This is a genomic window from Streptomyces sp. NPDC040718, assembly GCF_055593565.1.
Map to the genome: position 1 here is coordinate 49601 of NZ_JBVIXO010000005.1, position 19927 is coordinate 69527.

The following is a 19927-nucleotide window of genomic DNA, read 5'->3' on the forward strand; positions in this document are numbered from 1 at the left end:
TCCGATTGAATGAATGCCGTGACACATGCTCTGGGTTTCACCGAGGAAGACCTGCGCCGACTGGCCGGGGCGCGCTCCTTCGAGCGGGGGCTCGGCTACTTGTCCACGATCTCACGGCTGGAGATCGGAGACGAAGCGATCACCGCCATCGTCGACGGAAGCAACACCTACCAGGTGGAACTGACCGAGGACGAGGACAGCGGGCTCACCGGCTGGTGCGACTGCCCGTACGGCCAGGAGGGCAACTTCTGCAAGCACTGTGTGGCGGTCGGCCTGGCCGTCCTGGGGCAGGCCGAATCCGTACCGCAGCAGCGGTCGGCCGCCGCTTCACGCACCCGGCTGCTGGACGGCTGGCTGGAGTCCCGTACCCAGGAGGAGCTGCTTGCCCTGGTACGAGAGCAGCTCGCCGACGACCGTGACCTGCGGCGCCGCCTGGAGTTGCGCGCGGCCGCCGCCGGCGAGGACACCGGCATCGTACGCGAGCGCGTTCTGAGCCTCCTCGACACCCGCCCCTTCGCCCGCTACGGCTACGTCGAGTACGCCGACGCCCACGCTTACGGCCGGCAGGCGGCAGAGGCGGTCACCGCACTGCGAGCACTGACGGCGAGCGGCCGGTCGGCGGACGCGGTGGAGGTGGCCCGCGAGGCTCTCCAGAGTCTGGGCCGCGCGTACGGCAAGATCGACGACTCGGACGGCCTGGTCGGGGACGTGGCCACCAGGCTGGCCGAAGCCCATCTCGAAGCCTGCCAGACCGCGCGGCCCGACCCGGTGGGCACCGCCGAGTGGCTGGTGCCATACCTGCTGAACGAGGCGAACGACACCACCGACATCGACCTCTTCGACTACCGGGAGGTGCTCGGTGACCCGGGCCTGACCCGGGCGCGCGCGCTGGTCGTGGCTGCCTGGCGGGCCAACCCGAAGGGGTGGGCGGAAAAGTACCTCATGGAGCGCGTCCTGAAGGCCGACGGCGACAACGTGGACGCACTGATCGCGGTACACGCGGCGGACCTCGCCCCGAACGGCCGAACCCACCTGGTGATCGCCAGGGAGCTGAAGGCGGCGGGCCGCACGGGCCAAGCCCTCGAGTGGGCAGAACGCGGCCTGCGGGAGACCATCGCCGAATGGGGACCCGACGATGATCTGGTCAACTTCGTCTGTGAGCGCTACGAGCAGGCCGGCCGTCTGGCCGACGTGGTCGGGGTCCGCCAGGATCTGCTGCGCGCCCGTCCCTCGCTGGCCGCCTACCAGCACCTGCGTACGGCGGCGCGTGCGGCCGGCACCTGGGAGAGCGCCGAACGCACGGGCGCCCTGGAAGCACTGAAGGCCGTCGCCCAGCCCGAGAAGGGCCGCTGGTACAACGGCTCCGTGCTGGTCGACGCGCTCATGGACGACGACGACCTCCAGGCCGCCTGGCAGGCAGCCTCTGGCGGCTACGCCGACGAGGGTCAATGGCTCGCCTTGGCCGACCGGATCCGCGACCGGCGACCGGCCGACGCGCTGAACGTCTACCTGCGCCAGATCGAACCGCTGCGCAGGCAGACCGGTGACGGCACGTACGAGCGCCTTGCGGAGCTCCTGCTCAGCGCCCGCGCCTGTCATCGCCTGCTGGGTTCGGAAGCTGAGTTCGCCAGCTACCTGGCCGCCCTGCGCTCCGACCAGAAACGCAAGCGGAAGCTGATGGCCATCCTTGACCAGCACGGGCTCTGAGTGACCTACCCGCTGCCCGCCGCCGAGGTGCGCTCAGCGCACCAGGACATCCCGGCGCCGTCCGAACCTGGTGGCGGAAGCCCGGCGGCGGCTGACCGCGCAGGCGCGTGTGCGCCGCTCTGCCCGGTCGGCAAGCCGGCGCGCTACAGCTGGTGGGCGCACACCTACGACAGGGCCGGTTACGTTCGAGTCCTCTCGCCCAGCGAAAGACTCCTGCCGACGCTAGGAACCCCGAGATCGAACTCTGTCGAGATGGCGATCGCCTCACCTGAACGAAGGAGACGAAGCTGCCGCCGCCTACTATGCACCCTCGCCATCCGGTGGATGACTGCACCCGTGCCGCCGGCGAGGACGGCCGGGTGCGGTCTCGACGACGTCGGGCTCCACGTGACAGAGGCCGTCACAACGTACCGACAAGTCCCCTGCGCCAGCATCATGCGCGACCGCCACTTGGTGTGCTTCCGTGAGTAACCCCAGGGGCTGATGCTGACCGATTGCTGACCAGAGCCCCGACTCCACGCCGCTGACCTGCGGAAACGTTCAGATGTCAGATATAGGACTTGAACATGGTACGAAACATGAAAAAGCTCCCGAAATGTCTGCTCCCTGCCTGCTCAATGCAGGTCAAGGGCGGTCTCCGGAGCCTACAACGATTCGCATGTGCCGGTCAGCTGCCTGACCGCCCTGCGTGCCGACCGGAAGCGCACACGGCAGCCGATGGCGAGGCTCGCCCAAGACGGACTCCGGGGCGCGCACCCGGCGGCGCGCAATCGCCGCACCCCGGGCGAGAATACCTCCGTTCGCGAGATGAGAATTTAACGGAGCGCGCGCTGAGGGTTTTTCCCGGCTTCAAGTAGGGCGTCGACATTTAAGGCGCGAGTTACCGCGCCGTGCTACTGTCGATCTCGGTTGCAGTTGTGGTTCCCAAAATTTCAAACACCCAGCAGGACTTCACGCCCGCTGAGTGCTTGTGTATTTCCGGTCTTCTTGATCCGGCGGGGCAATCATCGCGGCGACACGAGGTCCGCAAGTTGTGGATCGCGTTGTACTGCCCCAAAGGAGATTTGACATGGCTACTGGTACCGTGAAGTGGTTCAACGCGGAAAAGGGTTTCGGCTTCATCGAGCAGGACGGTGGCGGCGCTGACGTGTTCGCCCACTACTCGAACATCGCCGCCCAGGGCTTCCGCGAGCTGCAGGAAGGCCAGAAGGTCAGCTTCGACATCGCGCAGGGCCAGAAGGGCCCGACGGCCGAGAACATCGTTCTCGCCTGACGCTGACGCGTACTTCGCAGCTGGGGCCCGCATCCCTCGGGGTGCGGGCCCCAGCTGCACGTTTTCCCCGCAGTGAGTTCACCTGCGGACGATCCGAGGTTTCCGCGGCCCTCCGCACGAGGATCCTCTCACCCGGTGGACCCCCCTTCGCACTGCGTCCCCGTTTCCAGCGCCTGAGTCCGCACTGATTTCCGTCGGCCAGATTCGCTTCCACGTTCCATCCGGCCCATTCTTGCAATTCTCCGTGCGCTCATCGCTGCGGGAGTTCCTTGATATGCGCCGCATTCGAGGAAGGTTCCGCATGAACCGCACACGTACCAACAATCGCTCCTCCGCCTCCTCCTCCCGCACGGGCGGGAGCCGGTTCGGCTCGGCGGCCCCCACCCGTTCGGGCGGTCAGTCCCGTTCGGGCGGGTGGGGCCGCTCCGGCGGCTACGGCCGCCGGAGCGCCGCTGTAGGGGGCGAGTTCGCCCTCCCCCGGACGATCACCCCCGCGCTGCCCGCCGTGGAGGCGTTCGCCGAGCTCGACATGCCCGCCCCGCTGCTCGCCGCGCTCGGCGCGGAGGGCGTGAGCGTCCCGTTCCCGATCCAGGCCGCGACCCTGCCGAACACCCTCGCGGGCCGCGACGCGCTCGGCCGCGGGCGCACCGGCTCCGGCAAGACCCTCGCCTTCGGCCTCGCGCTGCTCGCCCGTACCGCCGGACGGCGGGCAGAGCCCCGCCAGCCGCTGGCCCTGGTACTCGTCCCCACCCGCGAGCTCGCCCAGCAGGTCACGGACGCCCTCGCCCCCTACGCCCGCTCCGTGAAGCTGCGGCTGGCCACGGTCGTCGGCGGCATGTCGATCGGCAAGCAGGCCGGCGCGCTCCGCGGTGGCGCCGAGGTGGTCGTCGCGACCCCCGGACGCCTCGCGGACCTCATCGAGCGCGGCGACTGCCGGCTCGACCAGGTGGACGTCACCGTGCTCGACGAGGCCGACCAGATGGCCGACATGGGCTTCATGCCGCAGGTCACCGCTCTGCTCGACCACGTGCGTCCGGGCGGCCAGCGGATGCTGTTCTCCGCGACCCTCGACCGCAACGTCGACCTGCTCGTGCGCCGCTACCTGAACGACCCCGTCGTCCACTCCGTCGACCCCTCGGCCGGCGCGGTGACCACGATGGAACACCATGTGCTGCACGTGCAGGGCGCCGACAAGCACGCCACGACCACGGAGATCGCCGCCCGCGACGGCCGCGTGATCATGTTCCTGGACACCAAGCACGCCGTCGACCGGCTGACTCAGGACCTCCTGAACAGCGGCGTACGGGCCGCAGCCCTGCACGGCGGCAAGTCCCAGCCCCAGCGCACCCGCACCCTGACCCAGTTCAAGACCGGGCACGTGACCGTGCTGGTGGCCACCAACGTCGCCGCCCGCGGCATCCACGTCGACAACCTCGACCTCGTGGTCAACGTGGACCCGCCCACCGACCACAAGGACTACCTCCACCGCGGCGGACGCACCGCCCGCGCGGGCGAGTCCGGCAGCGTCGTCACCCTCGTCACCCCCGACCAGCGACGCGATATGACCCGCCTCATGGCCACCGCCGGCATCACCCCGCAGACCACTCAGGTCCGCTCCGGTGAGGCGGAGTTGCAGCGCATCACCGGCGCCCGCACCCCGTCCGGCATCCCCGTCGTCATCACGGCGCCGGTGAGCGAGGGCCCCAAGCGCAGCGCCGCCTCGCGCGGCCGGCGCGGCCGCCCCTCGCAGGCCTCGCGCCGCGGCGGCCGGCGCCAGGGCACGTTCGACGCCGCGGCCTAGAGCCCCGGTGCGCGCAGGTCGGACCCCCTTCCGTACTTCCCCCTTCCTCCTGTGAGTGAGGCATCATGCGCTGTGTCATCGCCCGGTTCCCGTTCGACCTCACCAAGGCCGGCGTGCTGGAATCGCTGAAGGGCGTGAAGCCCGAAACCGTCGTGGGTGAATCGGTGATCATCGGCCGCCGCCGCTACCCTGTCATGCAGGTGGGACAGGTCCTCACCCGCCAGGACCGCCGCGACTTCAACGCCCGCGAGGTCATCCGGGCCATGAGCCGGCTCGGCTTCACCGTCAGAGGCCTGCCCGAGGCTCCCTCGGCGGCCCTGAGCCCGCTCCAGCAGGCGTCCGCGATGCTCGGCAGCCCCCTCTCCGTCTGAGCGGCAGAACGACACCGAAGGCCCCGACCGGCACACCGGCCGGGGCCTTCAGCCATGCGCGGGGTCGCCAGCGCGAGCACCCGGGCGCGTCGCGGTGAGCGGTCCACCGCCAACCGGTCACGAACCCGGTCCGCCACCTGTGGCGAGCCGGGCCGCACGACCGGCAGCCCGGAGCGTCCCGCATGGCAGGTACCCGTGGAGGGGGCCAGTCTGGAGGTGGGGGTCGGCTGGACCCGAGGGAAGCGAGGCTGTCATGGCAGCGACGACACGGCAGGACACACCGGTCGCGATCGAAGGCGGAGGCGTCGAACTCCGCACGCAGGTGCTCGGCGGGGACCTGTCCGTCGCCTTCGTGCGGCTGCCCGAGGGCACGGATATGCGACCGGCGGTGAAGGGACTGCCCGACGACCTCTGTCCGTGCCCCCACTGGGGGTACATGCTCAAGGGCCGCCTGAAGATGGTGACCAAGGACGGTGAGGACGTCTACGAGGCCGGACAGGCGTTCTACTGGCCGGCCGGCCACGCGCCCGTGGCGCTCGAGGACTGCGAGTACGTCGACTTCTCGCCCACGGACGCGTTCACGGCCGTCATCAAGCACATCACGTCACAGGGCTGACCGGCCCCGACCGGTGCGAACCGCCCACGCGACGGCGACGGCCAGCGCCGCGGCGGGGTACGCGGCCTCGCCGGCGCCGGGGGCGGCACGGGCCGTGAGGTAGGAGGCCGCGCCGGCGACGGCGACGCCCAGCCACTCCCAGCGGCCGTCGAGGGCCACGAGGGCGACGAGGAGCAGGGCGTACCAGGAGTAGCCGGGTGTGGTCAGCAGGAAGGCGGTTCCGGTGACGAGGAGGGCTCCGTTCCAGGGGCGTTCGGGGTCGCCGCGGCGGATCACGTACAGGCTGACGGCGAGCATGCCCGCGATCACGGCGGGAAGTGCCCAGGAGTCGGGCAGGACCAGGCGCAGGAGGGCGTAGCGGTTTCCGGAGGAGGCGTCCTGGTAGCCCTCCTCCTCCGCGTATCCGCCCAGGTAGCCCAGGACGGAGGAGTGGGAGAGGAGGACGTACGGGAGGTAGAGCGCGGCCAGGACCGCGGCGACGGGCAGGAGGGCGGCCGCGGCCTCCCGTGGGCGGCGTACGCCCGAGAGTGTGGCGGGGAGCAGGACGGCCGGCAGGAGTTTGACGGCGGTGGCGAGGCCGAGGAGGGCGCCGCCCCACCAGCGGTGCCGGGCCGACAGACCGAGCGCGGCGACGGCCAGGAGCACGGCGAGGGTGTCGGCGTGGGCGTTGTTGACCGCCTCGACGGGAACGGCCGGACACCAGGCCCAGTAGGCGGCGGTGCGCGGGTCTCCGCGGTCGCGCAGGATGCGGAGCAGCAGGATCGTGGTGGCCACGGCGAGGACGGCCCCGCCGGTCTGGAGCCCCTTGTGGCGCGCTCCGTCCGGGGAGACGGTGTGCACCAGGAGGAAGTAGAGCTCGCCCGCCGGAGGGTAGACGGTGTGTACCTGGGGGCGGTTGATCCGGGTGCAGACACCGTCGGAGACCGGCGCGAGGTCCGGACCGCCGCAGGCGGGCCCGGTGGGGAAGAGCCAGGTGTCGCGGAGCGGGACGAGTGCGGGGTCGGCCGGGGCGTGGTCGTACGGGGAGATGCCCGCGGCCTGCACGCGCCCGTCCCAGGCGTAGCGGAAGGCGTCGGTGCTCGTGCCCGGCGGGGCGAGCAGCCCGGTCGCGGCCAGGGCGATGCCCCCCGCGAGGACGAGGGCCGCGGTGTGCCGGGCCGGCGCGCGGCGCAGGGCCAGGACGGCTGCCGCGAACAGGACCCAGCACGCGGCGTACCACCAGGACAGGCCGGCCGGGTCGGTGGAGTAGCCGTCCTTGCGGATGGTCAGGGCGGTCGCCGCGGTGAGCACGGCCAGCAGGACGGACGCGGCCGTCGTCGCCCGGCGCGTGGTGGTCGGTGCCGTGTCGTGGGCCGTGGTGGGCGGGTGGGTCACGCCGCCACCCTGGCAGCCCGCGCGGCCACGGGGAGCACGGCGCGGCAGGGCGTCCGCGTTTCGTAAGGTGTCGGAGCGGGCCTCGCGGCGGGTCGGCGCGGTTGCATGGGGCCATGGGATCTCGATTCGGCCGGCGCCCGGGACTGCCGGCCTTCCGGCTGCCGTCGCCTCACGCACCGCGGTTGCGGCTGCCCTCGCTCCGGACGCCCGGCTCCTCGGGGCGGCTGCACGACGTGCGGACCGCCACGACGGTGGGGCGCTGGCTGGGTCTGGCGTTCGCCGTGTGCTTCCTGACCGGGCTGGTCAGCCATTTCCTGCAACGGCCGCCGGGATGGCTGGCCGACTCCCTGCCCGCGCGGCCCGTGTGGGGCTACCGGCTGACACAGGGCCTGCACGTCGGAGCCGGGCTCGCCGCGATCGTGCTGCTGCCGGCGAAACTGTGGGCCGTCTACCCCCGGCTGTTCGTGTGGCCGCCGGTCCGGTCGGTGCGGCACGGGCTGGAGCGGCTGTCCGTGGCGGTGCTCGTGGCCTCGGCCGTCTTCCAGGTGTTCACCGGACTGCTGAACATCGCCGAGTGGTATCCGTGGCCGTTCTCTTTCGTGCCCGTCCACTACGCCGTGGCCTGGATCGCCGCGGGGTCGGTCCTGCTCCACCTCGCGGTCAAGGCCCCGGAGATCCGCGCCCATTGGAGCCGGCGGTCCGCCGGCACCCTCGCGCTGCCCGACGAGGAGCGGGACGGCCCGGACCGGCGGGCGCTGCTGCTCGGGGTGGGGGCGGCCGTGGGGGCGGTGACCGTGACGACGGCCGGTCAGTCCTTCACCCCGCTGGCCCCCCTCGATCTGCTGGCACCCCGTCACCCGGGCCACGGGACGCAGGGACTGCCGGTCAACCGGACTGCCGCCGCGGCGGGGGTGACGGTTCCGGCCGTGCGGGACTGGCACCTGGAGGTGCTGGGGCCGAGGCCGTACCGGCTGTCCCTCGCGGACCTGGGAGCGCTGCCGCAGGCCGGGTCCCGGCTTCCGATCGCGTGCGTGGAGGGCTGGAGCGTGGACGCCCGGTGGAGCGGGGTGCGGATCCGAGACCTGCTGGGGCGGGCAGGGGCCGCGCGCGGCTCCGGGCTGCGGGTGGTGTCGCTGGAGGCGGCCGGGGCGTACCGGGTGATGGAGATGGGCCGGGAGTACGCGGAGGACCCTCTGACCCTGCTGGCGCTCCGGCTGAACGGCGAGGTGCTGTCGATGGACCACGGATACCCGGCGCGGATCATCGCGCCGAACCGGCCCGGTGTGCTGCAGACCAAGTGGGTCACCCGGCTGGAGGTGCTGTGAGCTCCTCGGTGTCCGGGTCCGTCTCCGCGGTGCGGTGGGTCCTGGGTGGGCTCGGCCTGCTCCTGATCGGGATCGGCGCGTGGCAGCTGGCGGCGCAGCCCGACCCGTACGACGCGCTGGTGTGGCTGGCGGGTGCCCTGGTGCTGCACGACGCGGTGCTCGCGCCGCTGGTGCTCGCCGCCGGTCTGCTGGTGGCGGCGGTCCCGGCCCGGCCGGTGGTGCGCGGGACGCTGATCGTCTGCGGGGCGCTGGTGCTGGTCACCCTGCCGCTGCTGCTCCGGCCGGGTGCGCCGCCGAATCCCTCGGCGCTGCCCCTTCCCTACGCGCGCAACCTCCTGGTCGTCCTGGCCGTCGTGACGGCTGCCGCCGTGGTTCTGGCGGTCCTGCCGCGGCTGTGGCGGCGGGCGCGGAGGACCCGGTCGCGGCGTCAGGCCCCGCCCCGGGTCTGAGGTCCGGGAGCGGGGGCGAGTTCGGCGAAGTGCCGGCCGGCGGCCGACCAGGTGTGGCCGAGCCGCCAGCCGGCGGTCCCGGCGTGGCGGGCCAGGGCCCGGGGCCCGACCCGGGCCCAGGGGAAGGCCGTACCGAGTGCGCCGTGTCCGTCGTCGAGGCGTACCTCGCAACGCTCGTCCACGTCGAGCGGTGCGGCCTCCGCGATCAGGCGTCCGCCGGGGGCCAGCAGATCGGCGGTCCGGCGCAGCAGGGCCGCGGGGTCGCCGCCGATGCCGATGTTGCCGTCGACGAGCAGGGCGGTGTTCCAGCGCCCCTCCCCGGGCAGGCGTTCGAACACCGACCGGCACAGGGCGCTGCCGCCCCGGCGCACGGTGCTGGTCACTGCGGCCGGGCTCACGTCGACGCCGAGCGCCCGGTGGCCGCCCCGGGCCAGCGCGGCCACGAGCCGGCCCGGTCCGCATCCGATGTCGAGGACGGCACCCCGGCACCGGTCGAGCACGTTCCTGTCGGCCGCGTCCGCATCGGCGCACCAGCGTTCGACTTCCAGGGGCAGCAGCCGGCCGTCCGCTCGCCGCAGGTAGAGCGGGCCCCGACCGGTGCGCAGGGCGCGGGCGTACGGGTCGTCCCGCCAGGCCCGGCCCGGGGCGGTGCGGGCGTCCGGGACCGCGGACGCGGTCACCGCGCCGCCCGTACGCCGGCGGTGAGGCGCTGGTGCAGCGCCGCGAAGCGTCCCGCCGGGGGCCGGGCCGCCACCTCGGCGGCGTCGGCTGCCGTGTCCACGTCCCGCAGGCACGGCAGCAGGGCCGTCCGCAGCCCGGCCGCGCGCAGCCGTTCGTACTGCACGGCCCCGGTCTCCCGTACGGACATGGGTACGCCCAGCAGCAGGGCGGGGTCGGGTTCGGCGAGGCCCAGGGCCCAGAACCCGCCGTCGGCAGCCGGGCCGAACCAGGCGTCGTACCGGTCGAAGGCGAGGGCGGGCGCCAGGAGGCCGGGGGTGACCTGGGGGGTGTCCATGCCGATGAGCAGGGCCGGGCCGGTACATGCGGCGAAGGCGGCGGCCAGGCGCTCGTCGAGGCCGCCGGTGCACTGGGGCAGGACCTCGAAGCCGGGCGGCAGCCACGGCCCGGGGTCCCCTTCGAGGACCAGGACGTGCCGGTCGGCGGGAGTGGCGGCCGCGGCGTCGAGGGTGTCGGCCAGTGCCGCCTCGGCGAGGGAGGCCGCCTCGTCCGGGGTGAAGGGAGGTGTGAGGCGGGTCTTGACCCGGCCGGGGCGGGGCTGTTTGGCGATCACGAGCAGTGTCGTCATCGGGAACCCCCGTGGGCGGTCGCGTGCGGGGGTTCGGCGAGGACGGCGCGCATGTCGCGGACCGCCTGCCAGGTGCCCCGCCAGGTGCCGGTGACCTTGGACTTCCCGGCCCGGGGGAGGTAGGGCACGTCCTCCTCCCGGATCCGCCATCCTGCGTCGGCGGCCCGCACGACCATCTGGAGCGGGTAGCCGGAGCGCCGGTCGGTGAGGTCCAGGGCGAGGAGCGCCTCGCGCCGCACGGCCCGCAGCGGCCCGAGGTCGTGCAGGCGCAGCCCGGTGCGACGGCGCAGCATCCGGGACAGGGCCAGGTTTCCGGCGCGGGCGTGCGGCGGCCAGGCACCGCGGCCCTGTGGCCGGCGGCGGCCGAGGACGAGGTCCGCCTCGTCCGCGGCGACGGCCCGGACGAACCCGGTGAGCAGGCCGGGGTCGAGGGAGGCGTCGCAGTCGCAGAAGCAGACGAACTCGGCACCGGCGGCGAGCAGTCCGGCGTGGCAGGCGGCGCCGAAGCCGCGCCGGGACTCCGGCACGACGGTGGCGCCGAGGGAACGGGCGATGTCGGCGGAGCCGTCGGTGGACCCGTTGTCCACGACCAGGGCCCGCCAGCCGACGGGGATGCGGGCGAGGACCCAGGGCAGCGCCTCGGCCTCGTTCAGACAGGGAAGGACGACGTCCACGGTGACGTCCAGGGGGCGATCGGTCACGCCTGTCACCGTAGGAACTCCTGGCGGACATGGCGGACATCGACTCCTTACGAAACGCGGACGTCGGCCGTACGGGTACCGCGCGTGAAGACGGGGCCGGGCCGCGGGTGCGAGGCTGGGCACCATGAGTACGCCCCTGCCACCCGCCCGGATCCTCGTCGTCGACGACGACCCGACCGTCGCCGAGGTCGTCGCCGGCTACCTTCACCGGGCGGGCCACGACGTCACCCGGGCGGCCGACGGCCACGCCGCCCTGGACCGGGCCGCCCGCGAGCGCCCCGACCTGGTCGTCCTCGACCTGATGCTGCCGGGCGTCGACGGGCTGGAGGTGTGCCGCCGGCTGCGCGCCGACCGCCCCGTGCCCGTGATCATGCTGACGGCGCGCGGGGACGAGGACGACCGGATCGCGGGCCTGGAACTGGGCGCGGACGACTACGTGACCAAGCCGTTCAGCCCCCGGGAACTCGTCCTGCGGGTCGAGTCCGTGCTGCGCCGCAGCCGCGCCGCGGCGCCGGCGGGCCAGCGGGCGGCGGTCCTGCACGGGGCCGGCATCCGGCTCGATCCGCAGACCCGCCTCGCCACCCGGAACGGCGCTGAACTCACGCTCACGCTGCGGGAGTTCGGCCTGCTCGCGCACTTCCTCGCCCACCCCGGCACGGCGCACGGGCGGGAGCAGCTGATGCGGGAGGTGTGGGGCTGGGACTTCGGGGACCTGTCCACGGTCACCGTCCACGTCCGCCGGCTGCGGGCCAAGATCGAGGACGATCCGGCGGCGCCCCGGCTCATCCGGACGGTCTGGGGTGTCGGCTACCGCTTCGACGTGCCCGCCGAGGGGGAGGCGCGGTGAAGGACGTCCTGCTGATCGCCCTGTTCGCCTTCGGGGGCGCGGCCTGCGCGGGCGTCCTGGGAGCCGTGGCGCTGCGCCTGGTCCGTCACCGGTCGGTCGCTGTGTCCCTGGCCGTCGTCGCCGCGGTCACGGTCACCGCCATGCTCGCCGGCACCCTCGCCGTGGCGTGGGCGATGTTCCTCTCGCCGCACGACCTGACCGTCGTCACCCTCGTCGTGGCCATGGCGGCGGCCGTCTCCCTGGCCGCCGCCCTGCTGCTGGGCCGGTGGGTCGTGGCCCGCAGCCGCGACCTCGCGCGGGCCGCCCGCGATTTCGGCGAGGAGGGCAGCTTCGCCGCCCCGCCCGCCAGGGCGACCGCGGAACTGGCCGAACTGGGCCGTGAACTGGCCGCCACCAACGCCAGACTCGCCGCCTCTCGGGAACGCGAACGCGCCCTGGAGACCTCCCGCCGGGAGCTGGTCGCCTGGATCTCCCACGACCTGCGCACGCCGCTCGCCGGGCTGCGGGCCATGGCCGAGGCCCTGGAGGACGGGGTGGCCGCCGATCCCGGCCGCTACCACCGGCAGATCCGTACGGAGGTGGAGCGCCTCGACACCATGGTCGGCGACCTCTTCGAGCTCTCCCGCGTCCATGCGGGAGCGCTGGGGCTGAGCCCCAGCCGGGTCTCCCTGCGCGACCTGGCGGCCGACGCCCTGCTGGGGGCCGGCCCCGTGGCCCGGGAGCGCGGGGTGCGGCTGCTCGGCGAGGACATCGCCCACGTGCCGGTGGAGGTCGACGGGAAGGAGATGACCCGGGTCCTGGCCAATCTCCTCGTCAACGCCATCCGCCACACTCCGGCCGACGGCAGCGTCGCCGTGGCCGTCGACCGGCGCGCGGACACCGCCGTGCTGTCCGTCACCGACGGGTGCGGCGGCATCCCGGAGGAGGACCTGCCACGGGTGTTCGACACCGGCTGGCGGGGCAACCCGGCCCGCACGCCGCCGTCGGGCGCCGGGCTCGGGCTGGCGATCGTACGCGGCATCGTCGAAGCCCACTCCGGACGGGCGGAGGTCCGCAACGTGCCGGGCGGGTGCCGCTTCGAGGTGACCCTGCCGCTCGCGGCCACGGCCGGCTGACCGGGCGGGCGCGGGCCGTGCATGCCGTGCGCCCCCTCCCGGGCTCCCGGCCCCGCGGGTGGGTCCCGGACGGGAGGGGCGCACGGCCGCGGGACGGTCCGGCGTCACACCGCTCCCGCAGGGGCCCTTTGTGCGGCCCGGGCGAATTCGGCCATCCCTTCGGCGAAGCCGACGGTCGGATGCCACGCCAGGTCACGGCGCAGCCGGGAGGAGTCGGCCGTGATGTGGCGGACGTCGCCGAGCCGGAACTCGCCCGTCACCACCGGCTCCGGGCCGCCGTGCGCCTCCGCGAGCGCGGCCGCCATCTCCCCCACCGTGTGCGGTTCCCCGCTGCCGACGTTGTAGGCGGTGTGCACGCCCACGGCCGATCCCCCGAGTCCGGCCAGCGCGGCCGCGTTCGCCCGCGCGACGTCCCGGACGTGGACGAAGTCCCGCCGCTGGCCGCCGTCCTCGAACACCCGCGGAGCTTCACCGCGAGCCAGCGCCGACCGGAAGAACGACGCCACCCCCGCGTACGGGGTGTCGCGGGGCATCCCGGGCCCGTAGACGTTGTGGTAGCGCAGCGAGACCGCGCGCCCGCCCGCGACCCGTGCCCAGGCGGCGGCCAGGTGCTCCTGTGCCAGCTTGGTCGTCGCGTACGCGTTGCGCGGGTCGGCGGGCGCGTCCTCGGCGACCAGGCCCGGCACCAGGTCGGCCCCGCAGTGCGGGCAGCGCGGCTCGAACCGGCCGGCTTCCAGGTCCTCCACGGCCCTCGGCCCCGGCCGGACCACCCCGTGGGCCGGACACTCGTAGCGCCCTTCCCCGTACACCACCATCGACCCCGCCTGCACGAGGCGCCGCACTCCGGCCTCGGCCATGGCGGCCAGGAGGACGGCCGTGCCCAGGTCGTTGCACGACACGTAGGCGGGGGCGTCCGCGAAGTCCTTCCCGAGGCCCACCATCGCCGCCTGGTGGCACACGGCGTCGATGCCGCGCAGCGCGTGGCGCACGGCGTCCGCGTCCCTGACGTCACCCCGTACGAACTCGGCGTCCGGCAGGTCGGGGGCGGTGGGGTGGGCCGCGGGGAGCAGTGCGTCGAAGAGCACGGGTTCGTGCCCTTCGGCCGCCAGTGCGGCGACCGCGTGCGAGCCGATGAACCCGGCTCCTCCTGTAACGAGTACTCGCATGGCGGGCACGCTACGGACTCCGGCCCGGTGGCGGTCGTTCCCGCACCGGGCCGTAAGGGTTCCGTCATCGCCCGGCTCAGTGGCTGCCGGTGAGTTCACCGCTCGGCTTGCCGTGGATGTGCGCGCTGGGGGGTGTCGGGACCCGTGATCTCGACCGTCTTGCCGCGCTGGGCGTACGTGGTCCCGATGGCGTCGAGGGCTGCGGCGGACGAGGCGTCCCAGACGTGCGCCGCCGACAGGTCGATGACGGCCCTCTTCGGGTCACCCGCGTGGTCGAACCGGCCGGCGGGCTCGTTGGAGGAGGACGAAGAACAGCGCGCCGGTCTCCCGGTGGACGACCGCGGCGCCGTCGGGGTCGGTCGCCGCGGTGACGTCCGCGACGTGGGCGACCCGCTTGGCGAAGATGACCACGGCGGTGACGGAGCCCACGACGACGCCGACCGCGGGGTCGTGGGTGAGGACGACGCGGGCGACGGTGACCGCCATCACGGTGATCTCGCGGGCGGGCATCCGCCGGAGGGTCTTCGGGGCGATCGAGTGCCGGTCGAAGGCCGCGAGCGTGACCATGACCATGACGGCGACCGGCGCGGCCATGGGGATGTCGGAGACGCCCGGGCCGAAGACGATGCAGAGCACCATCAGGAACGCACTGGCCAGGAAGGCCGACAGGCGGGTACGGGCCCCGATACCTTCACGTTGATCATCGTCTGGCCGATCATCGCGCAGCCGCCCGTGCCGTCGAAGAAGCCCGTGACGATGTCGGCGACGCCCTGTCCGGTGGACTCACGCTCGAACGGATGCACGACACTCGCGGTACCCCGGGGCGTCAGGCCGGGGACAGGGCGGCAGCGCCGAAGGAGACGTCGAAGCGGTCGCACCAGATGGTGACACTGGTGTACTCGGCCGGCTCCACGCCGGCCGGGATCGGGTAGTTCTGGTCGCCCTTGTTCCCCTTGAGCTTGCCCAGGCTGACGTACTTGCCGTCGTCGAAGACGCGCCAGCCCGCTGTTCCCTCCTTCACCGGGGCGTCGGTCAGCCACACCCGGAGGTCCGGCCCGTTGCTGGTGTCGAGCCCTTCCAGCCGGAGGGTGTGGGAGCCGTCGGGGAGCCGGACGATCCTCGCGGTGCCGGTGGTGGTGTGCTCGTGGCTGATCAGACTTCCCCGGGCGAGCGTCCGCGGGCCGGCGGGGGCGGACGGCACGGCCGGCGCGGGCACCGACGCGGCCGGCGCGGTGCCGGGCAGTGCCTCGCGGACCGTCTCGTCCTGCCAGAGCTTCCACGGCTCGAACCAGTACAGCCCCACGGCCACCAGCACCGCCACCAGCGCCGCCACACCCGTCACCAGCGGCCCGCGCCGCCTGCCCTCACGCCCCATGACCTGCTCCTTCGTCCTCGCTCTGGACGCATTCAACGGCATGCGGAGCAGCGCGGGCCACAGGTCCGCCCATGACGGAAGTATTACGGCGGGTACGCGTCCGGGCGGCTCCGCACAGGTCTTTCAGGGCCCGCGCCGGCCCTCTGCCCGGGCCGGCCGCCGGAGCATCGCCAGGCGGCTCGCCGTGCGGTCCAGGTCGCGGGTGAGGGCCTGGCCGGCGGGAAGGGTGGTGAGGGGGTCGGAGCCGATGAGGACCAGCCGGACGTCCCGGTCGCAGGCGACGTCCACGAGGTTCGCGAACCGCTGCCGTCCGTCCGCGGAGGCCTCGGCCAGTGGGGGTACGCCGTCCAGGACGAGGGTGGTGAACCGTTCGGCGAGCGCCAGGTAGTCGGGTACCGCCGTCGTGGTCTCGCACAGCGCGTCGAAGCCGAACCAGACGAGGTCGCCGCGCACCGCGCGGGCCGGCAGCCGCCGCAGGTGGGCCTGGACTCCGGCGGCCTCCGCGGGGGCGGGGGCGGTCAGGTCGAGGTCCTCCCCCGCGGTGGCCCCCGGGGCCAGGCACAGGCCCGTCGCGAACCTGCGGCCGCCGCTCGCCGGCCGGGGCGCGTCGACCCGGCGGAAGTCCACCGGCCCCGTGACGTCCAGCACCTCCATCCGCTCCTCTATGAGCCTGATGGTCGGCTCGAACAAGTGGTGGTAGAGCGGGTCCGGCATCAGTCCGGCAGGCGGGTAGTTGGAGGTGGTGACGAGGGTGATCCGGCGGTCCAGCAGCGTGCGGAAGAGGCGTGCGATCAGCATGGCGTCGCCCGCGTCGTGCGCGTGGAACTCGTCGAAGACCAGGACCCGGCTGTCCCCGATGAGGTCGTCGAGAGCGCTGTCGACCGCGCTCTGCCCGTCGCGGCGGGCGGCCGGCCCGGTCACTCCTTCGTGCAGCCGGCGGAAGAAGTCGTGGAAGTGCAGGCGGCGTTTGCGGCCGGTGGGCAGTCCCTCGTAGAAGGTGTCCACCAGCCAGCTCTTGCCGCGTCCCACCGGACCCCAGACGTACAGGTCGCGGGGCCGCCTGGGGAACGTCCAGGCCGGGCGGGCGAGTTCGGCCGCGAGACGGGCCAGCCGCTCGACGGCGGGCTCCTGTTCGGGAGCGACCGTGAATCCGCGCTGTGCCGCGGCCTCGTGGAAGTGGCGGCGCATGGCCTGGTCGTGCTGGTGCACCGGGCAGCTCATCCGTTCGTGGGGTCGATGTCGTCAGGGCGTCGGCGGAGCGGTCAGGCGGGGTCGGAGTCCGCGGCCGCCGGCTCCAGGACGTCCACCGTCCCGCGGCCGCCGTCCACCCGGATCCTGTCCCCCGTCCGGATCCGGGTCGTGGCGTTGCCGCATCCGACCACCGCCGGAATGCCGAGCTCGCGCGCCACGATCGAGGCGTGCGAGAGGTTCGCGCCGACGTCCGTCACGATCGCCGAGATCCGCGTGAACAGGGGTGTCCAGCCGATGTTCGTCACCGTGGTCACCAGGACCTCCCCGGGCCGGATGGCCCCGCCCTCCTCGACGGTCGCCACGACCCGGGCGATGCCCTCGACCACGCCGCCGGACGCGGGCGAGCCCGCGACCGTGTCCCTGGCGGGCGCCGTGTTCTGCGCGTCGAACAGGTCGGCCCGCCGGTTCGGGTCAGCGGCCCACGTGGCCGGGTCGAACTCCCCCCGGATCAGGGTCGGGTAGACGGGGAGCGCGCGGTAGGCGTCGTACGCGGCACGGCGGGCCGGCACCGCGGCGAGCGGGGCCCGGTCGCCGCCGAGCACGACGAGGATCTCCTCGCGGGACAGGAAGAACAGGTCCTCGCCCGCCCCGCTGACCTCGCCGGCGCGCAGGACGAACGTGCGCAGCAGCCAGAAGACGCGGGCGACCTCGGTACGGGCGGCCTCCCGGAGCCGCGCCGAGGCCGCCCAGGCGTCCACCGCGCCGCGTATGCCGGCGACCCGCCGGGGGTGTGCGGCGGCCAGCCGCTCCCATGCCGCCGCGCGCGCGGTGTTCTGCCGTGCGAGCCGCAGGGCCGCGTCCTCCTCGACGGTGCCCAGCGCGGCGAGCTGCCGGTCGATCCACTGCGCGTCCTCGGCGGGCCGCGGGAGGGACACCTCGAACTCGTGCGGGCCCCGGTGGCCGTACGTCCGGGTGTAGGTGTCGCGGTCGGTCTCGCCGCGGGCGAGCCGTTCCAGGCCGAGCAGCGGTCCCATGCTGGCCAGCCGTCCCTCGTCGCCGAGGCCGGTGGTCATCAGGTCGGCGTCCGCTTCGCCCACCAGGGACTCCAGGGTGCCGCGTACCTTGACGAGGGAGTCGCCGCCCTGGCGGGTGGCGGCCTGGAGCATGTGGCAGCAGCGACGGAAGTACGGCGCCACCTGCGACCGCCACAGGGCCGTCAGGTCCTCCGGGGTCGCCGTGGCGGCTACCCGGGCCCGCAGCTCCTCGCAGCGTCCGGGCGCCTCCTCCAGGAACGCGGGCAGCTGCCTGCCGTTCGCGCGGATCCGGCTCATCACCGCGAAGGCCTCGCCGACGGTGTCCCGCCAGACCCTCGGCCTGGACGCGGGGAGCAGCGGGACGACCACGCCTTCCGGGAGGCGCCCGAACACCAGCTCGTTGGCCCGGGCGAACTTCCTGCCCTGCCCGAACGCGGCCGCGAGGGTGGCCGTGACACTGAGGTTCATGTAGAAGCGGCCGCCGATGTTCCCGTACATCGGGCGTCCCTCAAGGCTGGCGGCGACCATGACGTCGCCCATGAACGCCTTGACGAACGACCAGGTCGCGGGCGTCATCACGTCCGGGACGGCCTCGCCCAGGTTGGCGCTCGTCCACAGGGAGTCGGTGCCGGTGCTGTCGTTCCACACCTCCGGCCGGGGCGCCGCGGCCGTGGTGACCGGCCGCGCCTGGAGGATGCGGAAGGAGCCCGCCTCGCGCGCCCATTCGACGTCGCGCGGCTCCCCGTACAACTCCTCGATCGCGAGTCCGAGCCGGGCGAGTTCGGCGGCCTGCGCGGGGGTGAGGACCGGGGCCGCGCGCAGTTCGGCGGGGACCGGCTGCTCGGCGGTGCCGTCGGCGGTCGGTACGGTCATCACCTCCTTCGCGGCGATGCGTTCCTCCACGACGGCCAGGCTCGCCCGGTCGACGACCAGGGTGTCCGGGGTGACCAGTCCGCTGACGACGGCTTCGCCCAGTCCCCAGGCCGCGTTGACCACGAGCCGGTCGGTGCGTCCGCCGAGCGGGTCGACGGTGAACATCACCCCGGCGGCGTCGGCGGCCACCAGTTCCTGCACCACCACGGCCAGCGAGACGTCCTCGTGCGCGATGCCCGCCCTGGCCCGGTACGCGAGGGCGCGGTCGGTCCACAGCGAGGCCCAGCAGCGCCGGACGGCGGCCAGCAGGGCGCTCTCACCGGTGATGTTCAGGTACGTGTCCTGCTGGCCGGCGAAGGACAGCTCCGGCAGGTCCTCCGCCGTGGCCGAGGACCGTACGGCGACGGTCCGCGCGCCGTCGCCGAGTTCCGCGTACGCCTTCGCGACCGCCCGTTCCAGGGCGGAGGGCAGCGGGCCCTCCTCGAACAGTGCCCGGATCCGGGCGCCCGCCCCCGTGCCGGGAGCGCCGTCCGGTCCGGACGCGGCGGTGAGTTCGGCGCGGATGCGGCCGGCCACACCGGTCGAGGTGACGAACTCCTGGTACGCGGCGGTCGTCACGTGGAACCCGCCCGGCACCGGCAGCCCCGCGCGGGCGAGCTCGGACAGGGCCGCTCCCTTGCCCCCCGCGGTCTCCAACGTCGCGGCGGCAGCGTCCAACGACAGCACGAAGTCCATGCCCTGTTCCCCCAACTCGGCGCCTGAGAAGGGATCATGATCGCACCGGGACGGCCGTGTGAACAGATGCCCCACCCGACGCGGCCCCCGCCGGCGAGCGGGCGGGGGCCGCCCGGGGTCGGGTCGGGTCGGTACGGCCGCACCTCGACCCGCTGGCCCCAGACCCTCCGGCTGGTTCACCACGACCGCCCGGGAGTAGAGCGAACTGCCCTTCGCCGTACGTAAGTTCTGGCATTCGGATGCTCCCGCTCAGGTGGACGGCCCGGCTTCTACCTAAGTAGATTTCCGCCATGCCGGACGTGAAGCTGACGTTGCATACGCAGACCCTGCTGCGCACCCTCCTCGGTCAGGGCGTCGACACCGGGCAGCGCTCGGTGGTGCTCGCCGAGGGGTTGTACGGGCTGGAGCTGTCCCGGCGTACCGACCTGCCCAACGGCACGCTGTTCCCCATCCTCGAACGGCTGCGCCAGGCGGGCTGGGTGGAGCGGTACTGGGAACAGGACGACATCGCCGAGGGCGAGGGCCGCCCCCGCCGCCGCTTCTACCGCATCAGCCCCAAGGGAGCCGCCCTCGCCCCGCAGGCCCTCGCCGAGGCGAGCGCCGCGGCGGCGGCGGCCTCGCGGCCGGGCCACGCCCGACCCGGACTGGCCGGAGGCACCGGTGAGTGA

At 73.6% G+C, this 19927-nt stretch carries 18 protein-coding genes and 1 pseudogene; 10 read left to right on the forward strand and 9 right to left on the reverse strand.

The features are described 5' to 3' along the window. Positions 1-18: 18 nt before the first annotated feature. The 5 genes from ACZ597_RS14370 (at position 19) to ACZ597_RS14390 (ending at position 5768) form a co-directional block, all read left to right on the forward strand. On the forward strand, positions 19-1707 hold the full coding sequence (locus ACZ597_RS14370) for an SWIM zinc finger family protein (protein ID WP_471328960.1): 1689 nt from the start codon (positions 19-21) through the stop codon (positions 1705-1707). Positions 1708-2776: 1069 nt separating this feature from the next. Next, positions 2777-2980, forward strand: coding sequence for a cold-shock protein (locus ACZ597_RS14375; protein WP_469175036.1), 204 nt, complete (start codon positions 2777-2779; stop codon positions 2978-2980). Positions 2981-3281: 301 nt separating this feature from the next. Continuing rightward, positions 3282-4781 (forward strand): DEAD/DEAH box helicase, encoded by a 1500-nt coding sequence (locus ACZ597_RS14380; protein WP_471328962.1) that lies wholly within the window; start codon positions 3282-3284, stop codon positions 4779-4781. Between the two features lie 65 nt (positions 4782-4846). Beyond that, positions 4847-5152 carry an SCO5918 family protein gene (locus tag ACZ597_RS14385; protein WP_471328964.1) on the forward strand — a complete coding sequence of 102 codons (306 nt, stop codon included), beginning with the start codon at positions 4847-4849 and terminating at the stop codon, positions 5150-5152. A gap of 253 nt (positions 5153-5405) precedes the next feature. After that, a complete protein-coding gene (locus ACZ597_RS14390) occupies positions 5406-5768 on the forward strand; it encodes a cupin domain-containing protein (RefSeq protein ID WP_471328966.1) in 363 nt (120 codons plus the stop codon). Here ACZ597_RS14390 and ACZ597_RS14395 read toward each other — a convergent pair. Then, positions 5757-7142 carry a glycosyltransferase 87 family protein gene (locus tag ACZ597_RS14395; RefSeq protein WP_471328968.1) on the reverse strand — a complete coding sequence of 462 codons (1386 nt, stop codon included), beginning with the start codon at positions 7140-7142 and terminating at the stop codon, positions 5757-5759. The genes ACZ597_RS14390 and ACZ597_RS14395 overlap by 12 nt on opposite strands. 113 nt (positions 7143-7255) lie before the next feature. Between ACZ597_RS14395 and ACZ597_RS14400 the strand changes: the two genes are divergently transcribed. Beyond that, positions 7256-8467 carry a molybdopterin-dependent oxidoreductase gene (locus ACZ597_RS14400; RefSeq protein WP_471328970.1) on the forward strand — a complete coding sequence of 404 codons (1212 nt, stop codon included), beginning with the start codon at positions 7256-7258 and terminating at the stop codon, positions 8465-8467. Then, positions 8464-8916 carry a hypothetical protein gene (locus ACZ597_RS14405; RefSeq protein WP_471328972.1) on the forward strand — a complete coding sequence of 151 codons (453 nt, stop codon included), beginning with the start codon at positions 8464-8466 and terminating at the stop codon, positions 8914-8916. The genes ACZ597_RS14400 and ACZ597_RS14405 overlap by 4 nt, the downstream gene beginning before the upstream one ends. On the opposite strand, the gene ACZ597_RS14410 is transcribed toward ACZ597_RS14405, so the two are convergent. Genes ACZ597_RS14410 through ACZ597_RS14420 form a run of 3 tightly spaced genes read right to left on the reverse strand, consistent with a single transcriptional unit; the run spans position 8895 to position 10923 of the window. Beyond that, entirely contained in the window at positions 8895-9596 is a 702-nt protein-coding gene (locus ACZ597_RS14410; protein ID WP_471328974.1) for a class I SAM-dependent methyltransferase, read from the reverse strand. The genes ACZ597_RS14405 and ACZ597_RS14410 overlap by 22 nt on opposite strands. Beyond that, positions 9593-10222, reverse strand: a complete 630-nt coding sequence (locus ACZ597_RS14415; RefSeq protein WP_471328975.1) for a TIGR04282 family arsenosugar biosynthesis glycosyltransferase — start codon at positions 10220-10222, stop codon at positions 9593-9595. Before ACZ597_RS14415 ends, ACZ597_RS14410 begins: the two co-directional genes overlap by 4 nt. Then, entirely contained in the window at positions 10219-10923 is a 705-nt protein-coding gene (locus ACZ597_RS14420) for a glycosyltransferase family 2 protein (RefSeq protein ID WP_471328977.1), read from the reverse strand. Before ACZ597_RS14420 ends, ACZ597_RS14415 begins: the two co-directional genes overlap by 4 nt. Before the next feature lie 124 nt (positions 10924-11047). On the opposite strand from ACZ597_RS14420, the gene ACZ597_RS14425 reads away from it, so the two are divergent. Then, positions 11048-11770 carry a response regulator transcription factor gene (locus tag ACZ597_RS14425; protein WP_471328979.1) on the forward strand — a complete coding sequence of 241 codons (723 nt, stop codon included), beginning with the start codon at positions 11048-11050 and terminating at the stop codon, positions 11768-11770. After that, complete coding sequence (locus ACZ597_RS14430) at positions 11767-12885, forward strand: sensor histidine kinase (RefSeq protein WP_471328981.1); 1119 nt, start codon at positions 11767-11769, stop codon at positions 12883-12885. Before ACZ597_RS14425 ends, ACZ597_RS14430 begins: the two co-directional genes overlap by 4 nt. 104 nt (positions 12886-12989) lie before the next feature. Here ACZ597_RS14430 and ACZ597_RS14435 read toward each other — a convergent pair whose 3' ends face one another. The 5 genes and pseudogenes from ACZ597_RS14435 to ACZ597_RS14455 form a co-directional block, all read right to left on the reverse strand. Further along, positions 12990-14051, reverse strand: a complete 1062-nt coding sequence (locus ACZ597_RS14435) for an NAD-dependent epimerase/dehydratase family protein (protein WP_471328983.1) — start codon at positions 14049-14051, stop codon at positions 12990-12992. A gap of 76 nt (positions 14052-14127) precedes the next feature. Next, a pseudogene (locus ACZ597_RS14440) lies at positions 14128-14839 on the reverse strand (SulP family inorganic anion transporter); the annotation flags it as partial. Between the two features lie 38 nt (positions 14840-14877). Next, positions 14878-15426, reverse strand: coding sequence for a DM13 domain-containing protein (locus ACZ597_RS14445; protein ID WP_471328985.1), 549 nt, complete (start codon positions 15424-15426; stop codon positions 14878-14880). Positions 15427-15549: 123 nt separating this feature from the next. Then, complete coding sequence (zapE, locus tag ACZ597_RS14450; RefSeq protein ID WP_471328987.1) at positions 15550-16635, reverse strand: cell division protein ZapE; 1086 nt, start codon at positions 16633-16635, stop codon at positions 15550-15552. A 53-nt stretch (positions 16636-16688) separates the two neighbouring features. Further along, positions 16689-19259, reverse strand: a complete 2571-nt coding sequence (locus tag ACZ597_RS14455) for a PEP/pyruvate-binding domain-containing protein (RefSeq protein WP_471328989.1) — start codon at positions 19257-19259, stop codon at positions 16689-16691. Between the two features lie 290 nt (positions 19260-19549). On the opposite strand from ACZ597_RS14455, the gene ACZ597_RS14460 reads away from it, so the two are divergent. Beyond that, complete coding sequence (locus ACZ597_RS14460; protein ID WP_471328991.1) at positions 19550-19927, forward strand: PadR family transcriptional regulator; 378 nt, start codon at positions 19550-19552, stop codon at positions 19925-19927.